The sequence below is a fragment of the Sorangium sp. So ce145 genome (assembly GCF_051525985.1).
Classification (GTDB): Bacteria; Myxococcota_A; Polyangia; order Polyangiales; family Polyangiaceae; genus Sorangium; species Sorangium cellulosum_B.
The window spans coordinates 404,959-420,022 of record NZ_CP150315.1 but is presented as its reverse complement, the minus strand read 5'-3'; the positions used below and the strand labels follow the sequence as shown (position 1 = coordinate 420,022).

Sequence of the window (15,064 nt, the reverse complement as noted above, 5' to 3'; positions counted from 1 at the left end):
GCCGCGCCGGAACAACCGCGCGCGACGCGAGGTGGGCGGCGCGACGTCACGCGTTACGGAGCGCGCGCAGTTCTGCTAGGGTCCCAGCCCGAGATCTGGGTGCGAGGGGTGAACGTGCGGAAATTCTTCCTGATTTTCCTTGTCGCGACGGCGTGCGCCGGCGCCGGCTGCGGTGACGACGGCCCCGGGCCCGCGGCGACGGAGTGCTTCGACTACAGCAAGTTCGACGGCACCACGCCCGAGGTGAGCTTCGCGGGCGAGGTCCTCCCCATCTTCCAGCGGTCCTGCTCGTTCAGCTCGACGTGCCACGGCGCCGAGGCCGGCTCGGCCGGGTTCGCGTACCTCGGCCCGACGCTGAGCGAGCAGGCCACGCAGGCGCAGATCGACGCGATCGTGGCCCAGAACGTCGGCGCCGCGTCGAGGGCGCCCTCCGGGATGCCGCGGATCACGGCCGGCGACCCCGCGAACAGCTTCCTCATGCACAAGCTCGACGACACCCTGAGCTGCGGGGACCTCGAGTGCGCCCGCGACGGCTGCGGGGACCCGATGCCCTTTGGCGGCGACCTCCTGCCCTCGGCGGAGCGCGACGCCATCCGCAGGTGGATCCAGCAAGGGGCCAAGGTCAATTGATCGGCCGGCTCTCCGGCCACGTCGTGGAAGAAGGCGACGAGGGCACGGTCGTCCTCGACGTCAGCGGGGTCGGCTACGAGGTGACCGTCCCGCTCGGCGCCGTGGGGCGCGCGCGCGGGATCGCCGCGAACGCGAAGGCCGGCTCGGACGCGATCACCCTGTTCGTCCACACCCACGTGCGCGAGGACGCGCTCCTCCTGTACGGCTTCGCGACGCGCGAGGACCGGGCGGCCTTCCGCGTGCTCATCGGCATCTCCAGCATCGGCCCGAAGATCGCGATGGCCATCCTCAGCGCGCTCGGCGCGGGGGAGCTCGCCGCGGTGATCACCCGCCGGGAGACCGCGCGCCTCACCGCCATCCCCGGCGTCGGCAAGAAGACCGCCGAGCGCCTCGTCCTCGAGCTGAAGGACAAGCTCGTCCACCTCCCCGCGGCCCCGCTCTCCCCCGCGGCCCCCCCGCCCGCGGCCACCGGCGCCAAGCAGGACCTCCTGCACAGCGCGCTCACCCGCATGGGCTACCGCCCGGCCGAGGCGGAGCGCGCCGTCACCGCCCTCGGCGCGCGCGTCGACAGCGCCCCGCTCGGCGACCTCGTGCGTGATGCGCTCGCGCTCCTCTCCAAGTGAGCCACGCCGCCCGCGCCCGGCGAGCCCGGCAAGCCGGGCCGCCCGCGCCCAGAAAACCGCGGCTGCCCGCGCCCGGAAAACAGCGGCCGCCCGCGCCCGGAAAACTGCGGCCGCCCGCGCCCGGCGATCCACGATTTGCCGGGCAGAATCGCCCGAGCGAACGGGCGGGCGGCGGCGCGCGACCCCCCGCTCGAGGGGCGGAGGAGCGACAGACAGTCGACAGAGGGCCGCCGCGGCGAATATGCTCCCGCCGCCGTTCGCCCTGGGACCCAGTCCGGTCGCTCGTTGTGAGGAGGCGTGGTGATCACCTGCCCGAAGTGCTCCAAGGAAAATCAGGACCATTACAAGTTCTGCCTCGGCTGCGGCGCCGAGCTGCCTCGCGACGTTTCGCCCAAGAAGTTCGCGGCAGGCACCCCGCCCCACGGCGTGCCCGCGGCTTCGCGGGCGAAGGACTACGGCGATGAGCCGACCGCCATCGGAACGGGCGCCCAGAAGGGCCCCGCGGTCGCGCCGCCGCCGCCCGCGCTCGTCGATCCCGCGGCGTTCATCGCCCCGGCCCGCGGGGAGGACACCGGCGCCAGCAAGAAGGCCGCGGCGGCCGCGCCCGCGACGCCGGCGGCGGCGGCCGGCGCGGGGACGGTCGTCTGTCCCCAGTGCCAGGAGCCCAACCCGCCGTCGAACAAGTTCTGCGCGCTGTGCGGCTTCAAGCTCGTCAAGCCGGCGGGCCAGGCCGCGCAGCCCTCCACGCCGGTCGTCTCCACGTCGGGCGCCGCGAACGTCGTGCTGACGGCGCTCCGGGCCGACGGCACCGAGGCCGGCTCGTACACGCTGCCCACGAACCCCACGCTGATCGGGCGCGACTCGGGCACGATCTTCGGCGGCGACAGCTACCTCTCGCCGCGCCACGCGACGTTCTCGATCAAGGGCGGGCGGCTCTTCGTCAAGGACGAGGGCTCGCTGAACGGCGTCTACCGCAGGCTGCGCAGGGACACGCCGGTGCAGCTCGACAACGGCGACGTCTTCCGCATCGGCCAGGAGATCGTCCGCGTCGAGCCGCTCTCCCCGGCGCCCACGACCCCCGACGGCGTCGAGCGCCTCGGCAGCCCCTCGAAGGGCTACGTCGCGCGGCTCGCCCTCATCATCGGCAGGGACGCGACCGGCAACGCGTTCCCGGTCCCCGACACCGGCCTGCACCTCGGGCGCGAGCGCGGCGACATCCTCTTCCCCGAGGACGGCTACGTCTCCGGGCTCCACTGCCAGATCTCGCTCCAGGGCGGCCGGCTGTTCCTCACGGACCTCGGCAGCTCGAACGGCACCTTCCTCCGCGTCCTCGGCGAGACCGAAATCACGGGCGGCGACATCCTGCTCATGGGTCAGCAACTGTTCCGCATCAACGTCTGAGCGCGCGCCAGCGGCGCCCCGAGGACGGCGACCGTCCCGCTCGCACAACCCGACGCCCCATCGTACGCTCAGCAGCCCTGAGGCACTCGCCATGGAAATGGTCCGCACCATCCGCGTGGTCGCCGCCGTGATTGAACAGGACGGCCGGTACCTCATCACCCAGCGCCGGCCGACCGCCGTGCTCCCGATGCTCTGGGAGTTCCCCGGGGGGCGCGTGGAGGAGACCGAGACGGACGCGGCCGCGCTGAAGCGCGAGGTCCGCCACCGGCTCGACGTCGAGATCGAGGTGGGCCAGCTGATCTCGTTCGTGAGCCACCCCTACGAGCGCTACGTCGTCGACCTGTACCTCTACGAGTGCCACATCAAGAGCGGCGAGCTCGCGTCGCTGGCCGTGAACGCGTTCCGGTGGGTCACGAGCGCCGAGTTCGATCGCTACCCGTTCACGCCGGCGGACGAGGCCAGCATGAACAAGCTCCTCGGCATGACCTGACGCGCCCGCGCCCTCACAGGCGCGGCGAGCGCCGCAGCAGAACGAGGAACATCGGCCCGCCGAGCACCGCGGTCACCGCGCCCACGGGCGGCTCGGTGCCGAGCCACCGGAACAGGAGCCGCGCGACGAGGTCGCACGTGGTGAGCAGGACCGCGCCGGCCACGAGCGACAGCGGCAGGAGCCGCCGGTGATCCGCGCCGCAGAGCCGGCGGACCGCGTGCGGGACGATGAGCCCGACGAAGCCGATGAGGCCGGTGCGGCTGACGATCGCGCCGACGACGCACGAGGACGCGAGGAAGACCCGGCGCTCGACGGCGCGGACGTCGACGCCCAGGGTCCCGGCCGACTCGTCGCCGAGCGAGAGGAGGTTCAGCCGCGCGGCGTCGGCGAGGAGCACGGCGCAGCCGACGGCGACGTAGGCGGCGACGCCGAGGAGGGCCGAGGTCGTGGGCAGCTCGACGAAGCCGATGAGCCACCGGAGCAGCTGCTGGGCGCGCGAGGGAGAGACGAGCGTCTTGAGGAAGGAGATGAGGCCCGCCGCGATGGAGTTCACGATGACGCCGGCGAGGAGCATCGAGGCGCCGGAGGTGCCCTCGGCCGCGCCGCGCGCGATGGCGTAGACGAGCAGCGTCGCGACGAGGCCGCCGGCGAGCGCCGCCGCGGGCAGGAGCGTGGCGCCGAGGACGCTCGTCGCGCCGACGCCGAGCGCGATCGCGACGGCGGCGCCGAGCGCGGAGCCGCCGGAGACGCCGAGCACGTACGGCTCGGCCAGCGGGTTCCTGAGCAGCGCCTGGAACGCGGCGCCCACGGCCGCGAGGCCGGCGCCGGAGACGGCCGCGAGGAGCACGCGCGGCAGGCGCACGTCGATGAGGAGGGTCCGGTCGAGGCCGGGCTCGGCGATGGCGCGCGCGATCGAGACGGGCTCGGCGCCGAGGAGGACGGCGAGGAGGAGCGAGAGCACGAGCGCCGCGAGCGCCGCGGCGAGGACGAGCGCGGGGCGGAGGCCCCGGCCGGACGCCGGCGGCGCCGGGAGGGAGGGCGCGCTAGCTCGGCGCGGGGCGCGGCCGGACACGGGCGACGTCAATCCTGGCCGCCTCCGCCCGCGGCGGGCGGCAGCGGGGCGTGCCCGCCGCCTCGCTCGGCGTTCCGCTCGTAGATGAGGCGCAGCCCGGTGAGCGTCAGGTCGTCGTCGACCCCCTCGATGGTCTCGGTCTGCGGCGCGATGAGCCGCGCCAGGCCACCGGTTGCGATGACGCGGCACGGGTAGCCGAGCTCCCGCCGCAGGCGGCCCACGAGCCCGTCGACGAGCCCCGCGTAGCCGTACACGATGCCCGACTGCATCGAGTGGACGGGGTTGCGGCCGACGACCCGGGGCGGGAGCGCGATCTCGACGCGGGACAGCCGCGCGGCGCGGGAGAAGAGCGCCTCGGCGCTGATCTGGATGCCCGGCGCGATGACGCCGCCCAGGTACTCTCCCTTCGGGGTCACGCAGTCGAACGTCGTCGCCGTGCCGAAGTCGACGACGATGACGCCGGCGGCGGCGTGATCCCCCCGGTCGGGCTCGGCCGCGTGCGCTCGCGCCGGCGCGGCGCGGGGCGCGGCCTCGGGCTGCCGCCGCACCCACTCGTGCGCCGCGACCGCGTTGACGATCCGGTCGGCGCCGACCTCGCGCGGGTTCTCGTAGAGGATGGCCATGCCGGTCTTGATGCCAGGCCCCACGACGAGCGGCTCGATCCCGAACGCCCGCTCGACGAGCCCCACCATCGTGTCGGTCAGCGTCGGCACGACGCTCGCGACGATCGCGCTGTCGATGCGGGCGAGGTCGACGCCGCGGAGGTCGAGCATCTGCCGGACGAGCACGGCGTACTCGTCCGAGGTGCGGGAGCGCGCGCTCTCGCAGCGGAGGTGGTGCTGGAGCACCTCGCCCTCCAGCACCCCGAAGCTGATGTTGGTGTTCCCGACGTCGATGGCGAGCAGCATGCTGGCCCGACTCTAGCGCCGCGCGCCCGGGATCCGGCCAGGATTTCGGACGCGCCACCGGCGCGCGCGGCGCGCGGCCGCACGCCCGCCGCGCCCGGCCTTCAGCGCTTGCGCGCGAGCGTCACCCCGTCGCGCACGGTGAGCATGACCTTCTCGACCCGGGGATCGCGGAAGACGAGATCGTTGAAGGCGGCGATGGCGCGGCCGTCCGCGCTCTCGGGGGCGAGGACCTCGCCGCTCCAGAGGGTGTTGTCGGCGACGATCAGCCCGCCGCGACGGAGGCGCGGGAGGGCCTCCTCGTAGTAGGCCGGATACCGCTCCTTGTCGGCGTCGATGAACACGAGATCGAAGGCGGGGCTCGCCGGCATGGCGCGGAGGGTGGCGAGCGCGTCGCCGAGCGCGATCCGGATCTTCCCGCCGTGCTCGCTGCGGTCGAAGAACGATCGGGCGATGCGGACCACCTCGGGGTCGCGATCGCACGTGATGAGCTCGCCGTCCGGCGGGAGCGCCTCGGCCATGCTGAGCGCCGAGTAGCCGGTGAACGTCCCGATCTCGAGCACCCGGCGCGCCTGCATGAGCGCGACCAGCATCCTGAGCAGGGAGCCTTCGACCCGCCCGACCTGCATGACCGCCCTCGGCTCGTGGGCCAGGGTGAACTCGCGCAGCTCATCGAGGAGCGCGGGCGGCGGCTCGGAGTGGTCGTGAACGTAGCGATCCAGCTCTGGATTGACGATAGCGATCATGGCGAGGTTCCTCGGCCCGGCACCGTAGCATCGGTGCGCGCTCCCTCCTCACCTCACCTTGAGCCGCCGGCGGCCTTCGCGGTAGCGTCGACCATGGCCTTCTCTTCCTGGAAGACGTGCGCCGCAGCGGCGCTCCTGGCGGCGGCCTGCAGCTCGACGGACGGCAGCCCCGGGACGGGCGGCTCCGGCGGCGCCGGCTCGGGCGGCTCCGGCGGGGGCACGGGCGGCTCCGGCGGCGCCGGCATGGGCGGCTCCGGCGGGGGCGCGGGCGGCTCCGGTGGCGCCGGCGGCTCCGGTGGCGCCGGCGTGGGGGCGAGCTCCGCGACGGCCGGCGGCGGCGCGGGGGGAGAGGCGGTCTATGACTGTGCGTCGCTCGGCGATCCGTGCACGACCTGCCTCGCCCTGCGCTGCCAGGAGAGCTATTGCGCGTGCCAGCGGAGCGCGGAGTGCGCCGCGCTGGGCAATTGCCTCCTCGGCTGCGCGGCGGAGGACGTGGCTTGCGAGCAGGCGTGCCTGACGGCGCACCGGGCGGGCATCTCGGGCGTCTTCCTCGAGGGCGGCTGCGCGTCCGAGCGGTGCAGCGCGCAATGCCCATCGCGAGACGCGCTGTCCCCTTGCGCGTCCTGCCGGCTGACAGGGTGCGCAGCCGAGATGAACGCGTGCGTCGCGGAGCCGTCGTGCAGGGCAATGCTCGCGTGCGTGGATGCGTGCCGTGCGGACGGAGATGGCTGCCTGGAGGTGTGCTCGGCGATGCACGCGGACGGCGTGCAGGCTGCCGGGGCGGTCTTCGCATGCGAAGAGGCGCGGTGCGGAGCGGATTGCGAGTGACCGGAGCCACCGCAGGCTGCCATGCCGCGCGGCGCCGCGGGGGTCGACGCCCTGGGCCAACAGGCATACCATTCCGTCGTGGCCTTCCTCGGATTGCGCGAGATTGAGCGGGACCCGTACGCGGTCGTCCATCACGACCCCGCTCAGCAGCTCGTGCTCATCAAGCGATATTCGCTGAACTATCCGAGCATCGCGGCGATCGAGCTGAGCTTCGAGCGTATCAATCGGTCGCTCGAGGCGATCGCCAGGCGGCGCACGCTCCTGCTCGTCGACGCCCGCGACGCACCGCTGCGCAACGACGCCGGATTCGAGAGTGCGTTCGCGCACTGTCACACGCGGCTGACGCGAGATTTCAAGAAGACCGCGGTCCTCCTGAAGAGCGCGACCGGGGTGCTCCAGCTCGGCCGGCTTTCGAAGGGCTATGAAAAACCGATGGGCATCTTCACCCGCCCCGAGGACGCGCTCCACCACCTCGGCGTCAGCGTCGACCTGAAGCAGCTCACCGATCCCTAGAGCGCCCCTCCACCCCGGAGCGGGTGAGCCCCTCAGGAGAGAGGTTTGCCGCCGGTTACGCCCAGGACCTCGCCGTTGATGTAGCTCGCCTCGTTCGAGGCAAGGAACACGAACGCCGGGGCGAGCTCGGCCGGCTGCGCCGGGCGCTCCATTGGATGATTCTTGCCGAAGGTGGCCACCTTCTCCTTGTCGAACGATTGCTGGATGAGCGGCGTCCACACGGGCCCCGGCGCCACGACGTTGACGCGGATGCCACGCTCGATGAGGTCCTGCGCCAGGCCCTTGCTGAAGGTGACGATCGCCCCCTTCGTGGACGCGTAATCGAGGATATCCGGGCTCGGCTGGTACGCCTGGATCGAGGCGACGTTGATGATCGAGCCGCCTTCCTTCATGTGCGGCAGCGCGTACCGGATCATGTGGAACATGGCCAGGATGTTGACGCGGAACGTGCGCTCGAGGCGCGCTGCGTCGATGTCCTCGAACCGCTCGACGGCCTTGCCCTGCTCCGCCGCGTTGTTCACGAGGACATCGATGCGCCCGAATTTGCGCGCCACCTCCTCGACCACCTTCCGGCAATGGGCCTCGTCGGCCAGGTCGCCGGGCAGCATGAGCGCCTCGCGCCCGGCCTCCTTGATGACCCGCGCCGTCTCCTTCGCGTCCTCGTGCTCGCTCAGGTAGGAGATCGCCACGTGGGCCCCCTCGCGGGCGAACGCGAGCGCGACGGCGCGGCCGATCCCGCTGTCCCCTCCGGTGATCAGCGCGATGCGGTCCTTCAGCCGGCCGAGCCCCTTGTACGACGACTCGCCGTAATCGGGCCTCGGCTCCATCCTGGCTTCGATTCCGGGACGCTCCTGTGTCTTGCCCTCGAAAGGCGGCTTCGGGCCCGCGCCTTTCGGATCCGCTATCGGTCCAGTGTTCTGCATAACCTCCTCCTGACGCTGCGCTGCGGTGAGAGGCCGAACGCGCTCCCACCGAACCCAGGCCATAAGGGCGGCGGCGCAGCCCAGCCATCGGTGGCCGCCTGCTCTCCCGATCGGAGCTCCCCCTACCTACACCGGCGCGGCGACCGGCGAGCGGCGCGCGCCGTCGGATCCCCGCCGGGCGCTCCCGAGCGGACACGGCGGCAGAGATCTCTCGGCCACCGACGTGGGTGGACGTGTTGGAGGTGATGGACGTGATGGACGCGAACGACGTGATCGACGTGATCGACGTGATCGAGCAGACGGCGCGCGCGCCCCTGTCGCGCGGTACCGCCGCGGCCTGTCACGTCAAGGCTTGACAGGCGACAGCTGGTCCGGTGTCTTCACCCTGCGTTGTCTCGCGGCACGCCGCCGGCGAAGACGCGGAGGAGAACCGTGGTGATGAAACACATCGACGAGAGCCGTCTGGAGTCAGATCTCGAGTATCGGTTCGGGTATCTCATCGAGTTTGTCGGCTTCGGCGAGGCGGACATCGCGGCGATCCACGGCGCCGCGCCGCACCTCGCCCCCCGGGTCGAGGCGCTCGTCGACGCGGTGTACGAGAAGCTGTTCCTGTACGACGCCACGAAGCGCCATTTCGTGCCGAAGCAGCACGGCTACGAGGGGGCGCCCCCGGCCGACCTCGCGTCGCTCACGCTGGACCACGAGCAGATCAAGTTCCGCAAGCAGCACCTCTCAAGCTACCTCGTCCGGCTCGTGACCCACCCGTATGATCCGAAGATGGTCGCCTACCTCGACATGGTGGGGAAGATCCACACCGCGAAGGCCGGCAATCCCGAGGTCGTCGTCCCGCTCGTGCAGATGAACGCGCTCATGGGCTTCGTGTCGGACGCCCTGCTCCAGACCATCCTGTCGCTGGGCCTCGACCGGGAAGCCGAGGTGCGCACCCTCCGCGCCTTCAACAAGCTGCTCTGGCTCCAGAACGACCTCCTCGCGCGCCACCACCTCTCGGCGGCCTGATCCCCCTCCCCTTCCGGCCATGCGTCGCCCGCCGGGACCGACCGCAGCGGCGGTTTGCGCGCCGGCATCCCGGGGGCGGCGGCGCGTCGAGCGGACGGCCCATTGCGCAATCGCGCGACCGCTTGCGCAAGGGCACAACGGCGCGCGCTGCGCCGCCCCGCCCAGCGCGCCACGCGCCGGCGGGGGCGCCTTCGGATCGCCTGGATCGGCCGGGAACGCCGCGACGAGGAGGCCGGCACATGCGGTGCTAGGCGCCCGCTCACCATGAACCGATTCTTCGATGGCATCGCTCTTCTCGTGGGGCTGTCCGTCATCCCGGCGATCGCCGGCTGCAGCGACGAGGCGTCGGAGGAGGAGCGCCGCTTCGCCCGGCTCGCGAAGCGCGCCGAGCAGGTGCGCGAGCTGTCGTTCCGCCACGCCGTGCCGGTCGTCACGATCACGCGGGACGAGTTCGAGGCGGACCAGGAGGCGGCCGCGGCCGCCGCCGAGGAGGACGATCTCGCGGAGATGGCCGCGACCTACGGCCGGCTCGGCTACTTCCCCCTCGACGCGGACCTCCGGGAGACGGTGGCTCGCTCGGGGGACTGGGCCGCTGCGTGGTATTCTCTCGAGAGCAACGGCATCGTGCTCATCGGCGAGGTGGACGACTCCGTTCTCATCCACGAGTACGTGCACGGGCTCCAGGATCAGCATTTCGACCTGGCGCCGGACCAGGACGACGCGCTGACGAGCGACGCGTTCCTCGCGCGGCGGGCGGTCACCGAGGGCGACGCGACGCTCGCGGAGGGGCGCTTCATCATGCAGGAGCGCCTCGACGCCGATCTGCACCTCGTGGACTGGGGCCCGCTCCTGTCCTCGGTGCATGCGCGCCGGGAGGAGCTCCTCGCCGGGAGCGAGCTCCCCCTCTTGTTCATGGCGTATCCATCGTTCGCCTACAGCTTCGGGCTCGAGTACTGCGCCCACAACCTGACCGGCGCGAGCGCGGCGACGCCCGTCATCGACAGGCTCCCGCCGTTCGACTGGTCGAGCGAGGACGCGCTCTTCACGACGCGGGCGCCCACGAGCACCCAGCAGATCCTCACCCTCGACGCCCAGGACCCCGAGGTCGGCGTCGGCCTGGACGAGATGCCGTCGGCGCTCGACGACCGGCTCGAGCGGCTCAACTGGGACACCCTCGGTGAGTGGCTCACCTACCTGCTCCTGCGCCCGCTCGATGGCGCGCCCGATCTGGGCGACATGCGCGCGCTGGCCGCGGCCTGGGACGGCGATCGCGCCCTGTTCTTGCGCGATCGGAAGACGGACGCGATCGGCACGGCGTGGGCGTCGGCGTGGGACGACGCCGGCGCCGCGGCGGACGTCGAGGCCGCGCTGTGGCGGCTCTACGACGGCTCGCCGATCGCCGGCGACGAGCCGCGGCTCGGGCGCGCCGGCGACGGCGAGCTCCTCTGGATCGAGCGCAGGGAAGAGCGCGTGGTCGCCCTCAAGAACGTCGACGAGGCGCTCATGCCCTCGCTCGCCGAGGCCGCCTTCCCCTCCGGGATCCGGCCGATGCGGCACATGATCCGGACGCGCCCGTCGCTCGCGGCCAGGCTCTCGCGGCGCCTGGCCGGGCGACATCACTGAACCAGCGACGGCGCGGCGCGCTCAGATGCAGAGCGAGTCGCAGTCGTGATCTTCTTCGCACGCCGTGACGCAATCGCCGTCGTCGTCGCACGCCGCGATGCAATCGTCTCGATCCGTCGAACACGCCGTGATGCAGTCGTCCTCGCCTTCGTCCTTGTCGTCGTCCGCGTCGACGAAACAGCCGGCGGCCAGGGGAATCGTGGAGACCAAGAGCACTGCGAGCACCTTGCGCAACATGGGTTGTCCTCCTTCGTGGTGTACTGTCCGCATGCGATGCAGGGGACATCGAACACCCAAGCAGGGGGCGTACCAATCGCGGTTCTGACGCGACTCACCCGCTCGGCCGCGGACCTGGAGAGCCGTTATGCCGCGCAAAGCGAGCTCGGCGCCGGAGCTCCCGGTCACCCGAGCGCCCCGGCCGGCGGACGTGGGGTATCCCGCGAGAAGGCAAATCGCCACAGCGGAGGAGGCCATGGCGGCGCTCGGCGGCGTCGGCGCCGGGATTTTCTGCGCGGCGCGCCGGGCGTGCGCGCTGGGTCAAAGTGTCACACCCGGCTCGACCGTGAGCCCCGGAGCTCCGTCCAGGTGAGCCTCCGGCCGCGCTGCGTCTCACCGCAGCGCGGCCCCGCGGCTCACCCCTCGCCCTCGGGCTTCTGCGGCTTGGGCGGCGGCCGGTCCACGGCGTAGCGCCGCAGATCCAGCGTGTAGGGCGCGTCCCCGTGGGCGATCGCCTGCTTCGCGGTCACCGGCCAGGGCGTCGGCCCCTCGATCGTGAACCGCTGCGCGCGCCGCGCCGACGCCTCGAACCGCGTGAGCGGCGCGGCGTCGAAGGCGCGGCCCTCGGGGTGCCACACGTGGTAGGCGCACGCGCCGATCGAGCGCTTGCCCCACGTGTCCAGGATGTCGATGTGGACCGGGTGGTGGATGCCGATGTGCGCGTGCAGGCTGTGCGGCGGCGCCCAGGCGCGGAACCGCACGCCGCCCACGTGCTCGCCCGCCGTCCCCGTCGGCCGGAGCGGCAGCACATGGCCGTTCACGAGCACCGTGTGGCGCTCCGGCGTGAGCCCCTGCACCCGCACCTCGATGCGCTCCATCGACGAGTCCACGTAGCGCGACGTGCCCGTCGTCGTCAGCTCCTCGCCGAGCACGTGCCACGGCTCGATCGCGTTGCGCACCTCCAGCACCACGTCGCCGGCGTGCAGCGTGCCCACCACCGGGCAGCGCAGCTCGATGAACGGCCGGTACGCGTCCGCGGGCAGGGCGAGCCCGCGCTGCTTCAGGTGATCGAGCACGTCCTCGAAGTCGCGCCACAGGTAGTACGGCAGGAGGAAGCGGTCGTGTAGCGCCTGGCCCCAGCGCACGAGCCGGCCCGCGTACGGCTCCTCTGCGAACGAGGCGAGCAGCGTGCGGACGAGGAGCGCCTGCGCGACCGCCATCCGGAAGTGCGGCGGCATCTCGAAGGCGCGCAGCTCGATGAGCCCCTGCCGGCCGTGCGCCGTCTGCGGATCGAACAGCTTGTCGATGCTCACCTCGGCGCGGTGCGTGTTGCCCGTCATGTCCACGAGCAGGTGGCGGAACAGGAGGTCCGAGAGCCACGCCGGCTCGTTCTGCCGGCGCTCGAACGCGCGCGAGAGCGCGATCTCCAGCTCGTAGAGGTTCTCGTGGCGCGCCTCGTCCACGCGCGGCGCCTGCGACGTCGGGCCGACGAAGAGGCCGGCGAACATGTACGAGAGCGACGGGTGGTGCTGGTTGAACGTGAGCAGGCTGGCCAGGAGATCCGGCCGGCGCAGGAACGGGCTCGAGAGCGGCGTCGGGCCGCCGAACGTGAGGTGATGGCCGCCCCCGCTCCCCGCCATGCGCCCGTCGATCAGGTATTTCTCGCAGTGCAGGCCGCTGTGGAGCGACGCGTCGAACACCGTCTCGAGGAGCGACGCGTACGCGCGCACCCCGTCGGAGGGCGGCAGGTTCACCTCGAGCACGCCCGGGTCCGGCGTCACCGAGAAGCGGAGCACGTTCGCGCCGGGCGGGGGCGGGTACCCCTCGAGCAGCACGTCGATGCCCGTCTCCTGCCGGGTCGCGTCGATCGCGGCGATGAGGTCGAAGAAGTCGCCCGGCGAGAGGAGCGGCGGCAGGAAGACGTGGACGATGCCGTCGCGCGTCTCCACGCAGAGCGCCGTGCGCACGCCGTAGCCCGATCGCCCCGCGGCGGGCGCGGCGCGCTGGGCGTGATGCGCGGCGCGCTCGCCGTCGTGGGCGTGCCGCTGGGCCGCGCGCGCGCGCGCCGTCTCGGCGTGCTCCGGGTCGCCGTCGCCCTCGAGGAGCTGGACGCGGCGCTGCCTCTCTTCCTCCTCGTCGGCCTCGGGCTCGCCGCGCCGCGGGTCCTGCGGCGACACGAGCTCCTCGATCGGCGGCGGCGGGGCCACCGCGACGAGCGAGCGGAGCGGGAGGCGCAGGCCGATGGAGCTGTCGCCCGGGAGCAGGAAGAGGTGCCCGCGCCGGAAGCCCCAGCGCTCGCTGATCCACGACCCCCACTGGCGCGCGAGGGGCAGGACGAAGCCGACCTCTCGCCCGAGCCCGCGATCGAGGACGCGCGCGAGGCGCCGCCGCTCCTCCGGGTCGTCGAGGTTCGCCTTGAGCGGGTCGACGTCGGTGGGCAGGCTCGCCTCGTCTTGGAGGTGGCGCCAGGGGTCCTCGAGGGCCGGCATCAGGAAGTCGGCCAGCCCGAGCCGCGCCGCGAGCGCGTCGGCGAACTTCCGCGAGAGCTCGACGCCGCGCCCGCGCGCCGCGCTGGTCGCCGGATCGGCGTGGCGCGCCTGGGACATCTCGGTCCAGAGCGGGACGCCGTCGCGCCGGCCGATGATCTCGAGCGCCCAGCGGGGCAGGCTCTCGCCGGGGTAGTGCTTGCCGGCGCGGAGCAGCAGGACGCCGCCCGGCGTGATCCGGCGCCGGAGCTCGTGCGCGAGCCGGAGCCCTTGCGACCACTTCGTCGGGCCGAGCGCGCCCTCGCACCACTCGGGCGCGTCCGGGTACTCGCGCGAGTTGAAGGTCGGCTCGCCGCCCATGGTCAGGGAGAGGCCCGCGGCGGCGAGCCGCTCGTCCGCGCGATCGGCCACGGACAGGAGCTCCTGCCACACGGGCTCCTCGTAGGGCGTGGTGGGCCGCGGCTCGTGGCCGAGCCGTCCGACCTTCATCTCGAAGGTCACGTCGGTCGCGCGCGTGTCGCTCGTGCCCTCGACCGGCGCCGCGAGCGCGGGCGAGGCGGTGCAGGCGAGCGGGATGTGGCCTTCGCCGCAGAGCAGCCCGCTCGTCGCGTCGAGGCCGATCCAGCCGGCGCCCGGGAGGAAGACCTCGGCCCACGCGTGCAGGTCGACGACGTCGCGGCTCACGCCGCGCGGCTGGTCGGGGATCATCCCCTCGTCCGTGAGCTGCACGAGGTAGCCGCTCACGAAGCGCGCGGCGAGCCCGCGCGACCGGAGCGCCGCGATGAGCAGCACCGCCGAGTCGCGGCAGCTGCCGCGCCCTTGCGCGAGCGTCTCCTCCGGCGTCCAGATGCCGGCCTCCTCGCGGATGACGTACTTGATGCGCCGGTTCACGGCGGTGTTCAGCGCGACGAGGAGCGACACGGTGTCGCCCTTCGAGGGCAGCCCGGCCAGGAACTCGTCGAGCAGCGGGCCGCGGGCGAGCGACGGATCGGCGCTGTCGAGGAAGGGGGTCAGGTCCTGCTTGAGCTCGACGGGATACGCGAACGGGACCTTCTCCGCGCGCTCGTCCAGGTAGAAGTCGAACGGGTTCACGGGGCGCACGCTGACCGCGAGCTCGACGAGGATGTCGAGGTGAGGGACGCGCTCGCCCGCGGGCAAGAGCACCCGCGCGACGTGGTTGCCGTACGGGTCCTGCTGCCAGCGCGCCGCGATCTGCGGGTCGATCTTCAGGCTGTACGACTCGATCTTCGCCTTCGCGTGCGTCGCGGGCCGCAGCCGGATGAGCTGCGGGCCGAGCGAGGCGGGGCGGGGATAGGTGTAACGGGTCCGGTGCTGGATGAGCAGGCGCACGGTGGTTTGTCTCCGGGGGTGGCCCTATCCAACCAGAAGTGCCCTCTTCCGTCTCGCCTTCCGTGACGCGCGTGAAGCGCGCTGCGAGATCGTTTCCAGGACGATTCAGCCAGGGATCTACGACGTGGCGGCGCGTGGGCAACGCGACCGCGCAGCGGCGCGAACGTGTGACGGAGCGACCGCGCAGCGACGCGCGCGTGTGACGGAGCGACCGCGCAGCGGCGCGAGCGTGTGACGGAGC

14 protein-coding genes are annotated in these 15,064 nt (G+C 72.6%); 8 read left to right on the top strand and 6 right to left on the bottom strand.

The window, feature by feature from the left end; genetic code table 11:
- Positions 1–108: 108 nt before the first annotated feature.
- The 4 genes from WMF34_RS01540 (at position 109) to WMF34_RS01525 (ending at position 3,144) form a co-directional block, all read left to right on the top strand.
- Complete coding sequence (locus WMF34_RS01540; protein ID WP_437992193.1) at positions 109–630, top strand: hypothetical protein; 522 nt, start codon at positions 109–111, stop codon at positions 628–630.
- Positions 627–1,253: a Holliday junction branch migration protein RuvA gene (gene ruvA / locus WMF34_RS01535; protein ID WP_437992192.1), complete on the top strand. Its 627-nt coding sequence runs from the start codon at positions 627–629 to the stop codon at positions 1,251–1,253. The genes WMF34_RS01540 and ruvA overlap by 4 nt, the downstream gene beginning before the upstream one ends.
- Positions 1,254–1,553: 300 nt before the next feature.
- Entirely contained in the window at positions 1,554–2,654 is a 1,101-nt protein-coding gene (locus tag WMF34_RS01530; RefSeq protein ID WP_157906375.1) for an FHA domain-containing protein, read from the top strand.
- 91 nt (positions 2,655–2,745) lie between these two features.
- Entirely contained in the window at positions 2,746–3,144 is a 399-nt protein-coding gene (locus WMF34_RS01525; protein ID WP_012232930.1) for a (deoxy)nucleoside triphosphate pyrophosphohydrolase, read from the top strand.
- Between the two features lie 13 nt (positions 3,145–3,157).
- Here WMF34_RS01525 and WMF34_RS01520 read toward each other — a convergent pair whose 3' ends face one another.
- From WMF34_RS01520 to WMF34_RS01510, 3 genes are all read right to left on the bottom strand, one after another.
- On the bottom strand, positions 3,158–4,105 hold the full coding sequence (locus tag WMF34_RS01520) for a FecCD family ABC transporter permease (protein ID WP_437992191.1): 948 nt from the start codon (positions 4,103–4,105) through the stop codon (positions 3,158–3,160).
- A 119-nt stretch (positions 4,106–4,224) separates the two neighbouring features.
- Positions 4,225–5,124 carry a type III pantothenate kinase gene (locus WMF34_RS01515; protein ID WP_437992190.1) on the bottom strand — a complete coding sequence of 300 codons (900 nt, stop codon included), beginning with the start codon at positions 5,122–5,124 and terminating at the stop codon, positions 4,225–4,227.
- 101 nt (positions 5,125–5,225) lie between these two features.
- The gene (locus tag WMF34_RS01510) at positions 5,226–5,867 is read right to left on the bottom strand and encodes an O-methyltransferase (protein WP_012232926.1); all 642 of its coding nucleotides are present in this window, start codon (positions 5,865–5,867) and stop codon (positions 5,226–5,228) included.
- A 93-nt stretch (positions 5,868–5,960) separates the two neighbouring features.
- On the opposite strand from WMF34_RS01510, the gene WMF34_RS01505 reads away from it, so the two are divergent.
- Together WMF34_RS01505 and WMF34_RS01500 are read left to right on the top strand one after the other, a co-directional pair.
- The gene (locus WMF34_RS01505; protein ID WP_437992189.1) at positions 5,961–6,695 is read left to right on the top strand and encodes a hypothetical protein; all 735 of its coding nucleotides are present in this window, start codon (positions 5,961–5,963) and stop codon (positions 6,693–6,695) included.
- Positions 6,696–6,773: 78 nt separating this feature from the next.
- Positions 6,774–7,208, top strand: coding sequence for a hypothetical protein (locus WMF34_RS01500; protein WP_231864647.1), 435 nt, complete (start codon positions 6,774–6,776; stop codon positions 7,206–7,208).
- A gap of 32 nt (positions 7,209–7,240) precedes the next feature.
- Here WMF34_RS01500 and WMF34_RS01495 read toward each other — a convergent pair whose 3' ends face one another.
- Complete coding sequence (locus tag WMF34_RS01495) at positions 7,241–8,131, bottom strand: SDR family oxidoreductase (RefSeq protein WP_437992188.1); 891 nt, start codon at positions 8,129–8,131, stop codon at positions 7,241–7,243.
- A gap of 438 nt (positions 8,132–8,569) precedes the next feature.
- On the opposite strand from WMF34_RS01495, the gene WMF34_RS01490 reads away from it, so the two are divergent.
- On the top strand, positions 8,570–9,148 hold the full coding sequence (locus WMF34_RS01490; protein WP_012232923.1) for a protoglobin family protein: 579 nt from the start codon (positions 8,570–8,572) through the stop codon (positions 9,146–9,148).
- Positions 9,149–9,412: 264 nt separating this feature from the next.
- A complete protein-coding gene (locus tag WMF34_RS01485) occupies positions 9,413–10,771 on the top strand; it encodes a hypothetical protein (RefSeq protein WP_437992187.1) in 1,359 nt (452 codons plus the stop codon).
- Between the two features lie 21 nt (positions 10,772–10,792).
- On the opposite strand, the gene WMF34_RS01480 is transcribed toward WMF34_RS01485, so the two are convergent.
- Together WMF34_RS01480 and WMF34_RS01475 are read right to left on the bottom strand one after the other, a co-directional pair.
- Positions 10,793–11,008 carry a hypothetical protein gene (locus WMF34_RS01480; protein WP_044963691.1) on the bottom strand — a complete coding sequence of 72 codons (216 nt, stop codon included), beginning with the start codon at positions 11,006–11,008 and terminating at the stop codon, positions 10,793–10,795.
- Between the two features lie 395 nt (positions 11,009–11,403).
- Positions 11,404–14,823, bottom strand: a complete 3,420-nt coding sequence (locus WMF34_RS01475) for a DUF2126 domain-containing protein (RefSeq protein ID WP_437992186.1) — start codon at positions 14,821–14,823, stop codon at positions 11,404–11,406.
- Between the last annotated feature and the right edge of the window lie 241 nt (positions 14,824–15,064).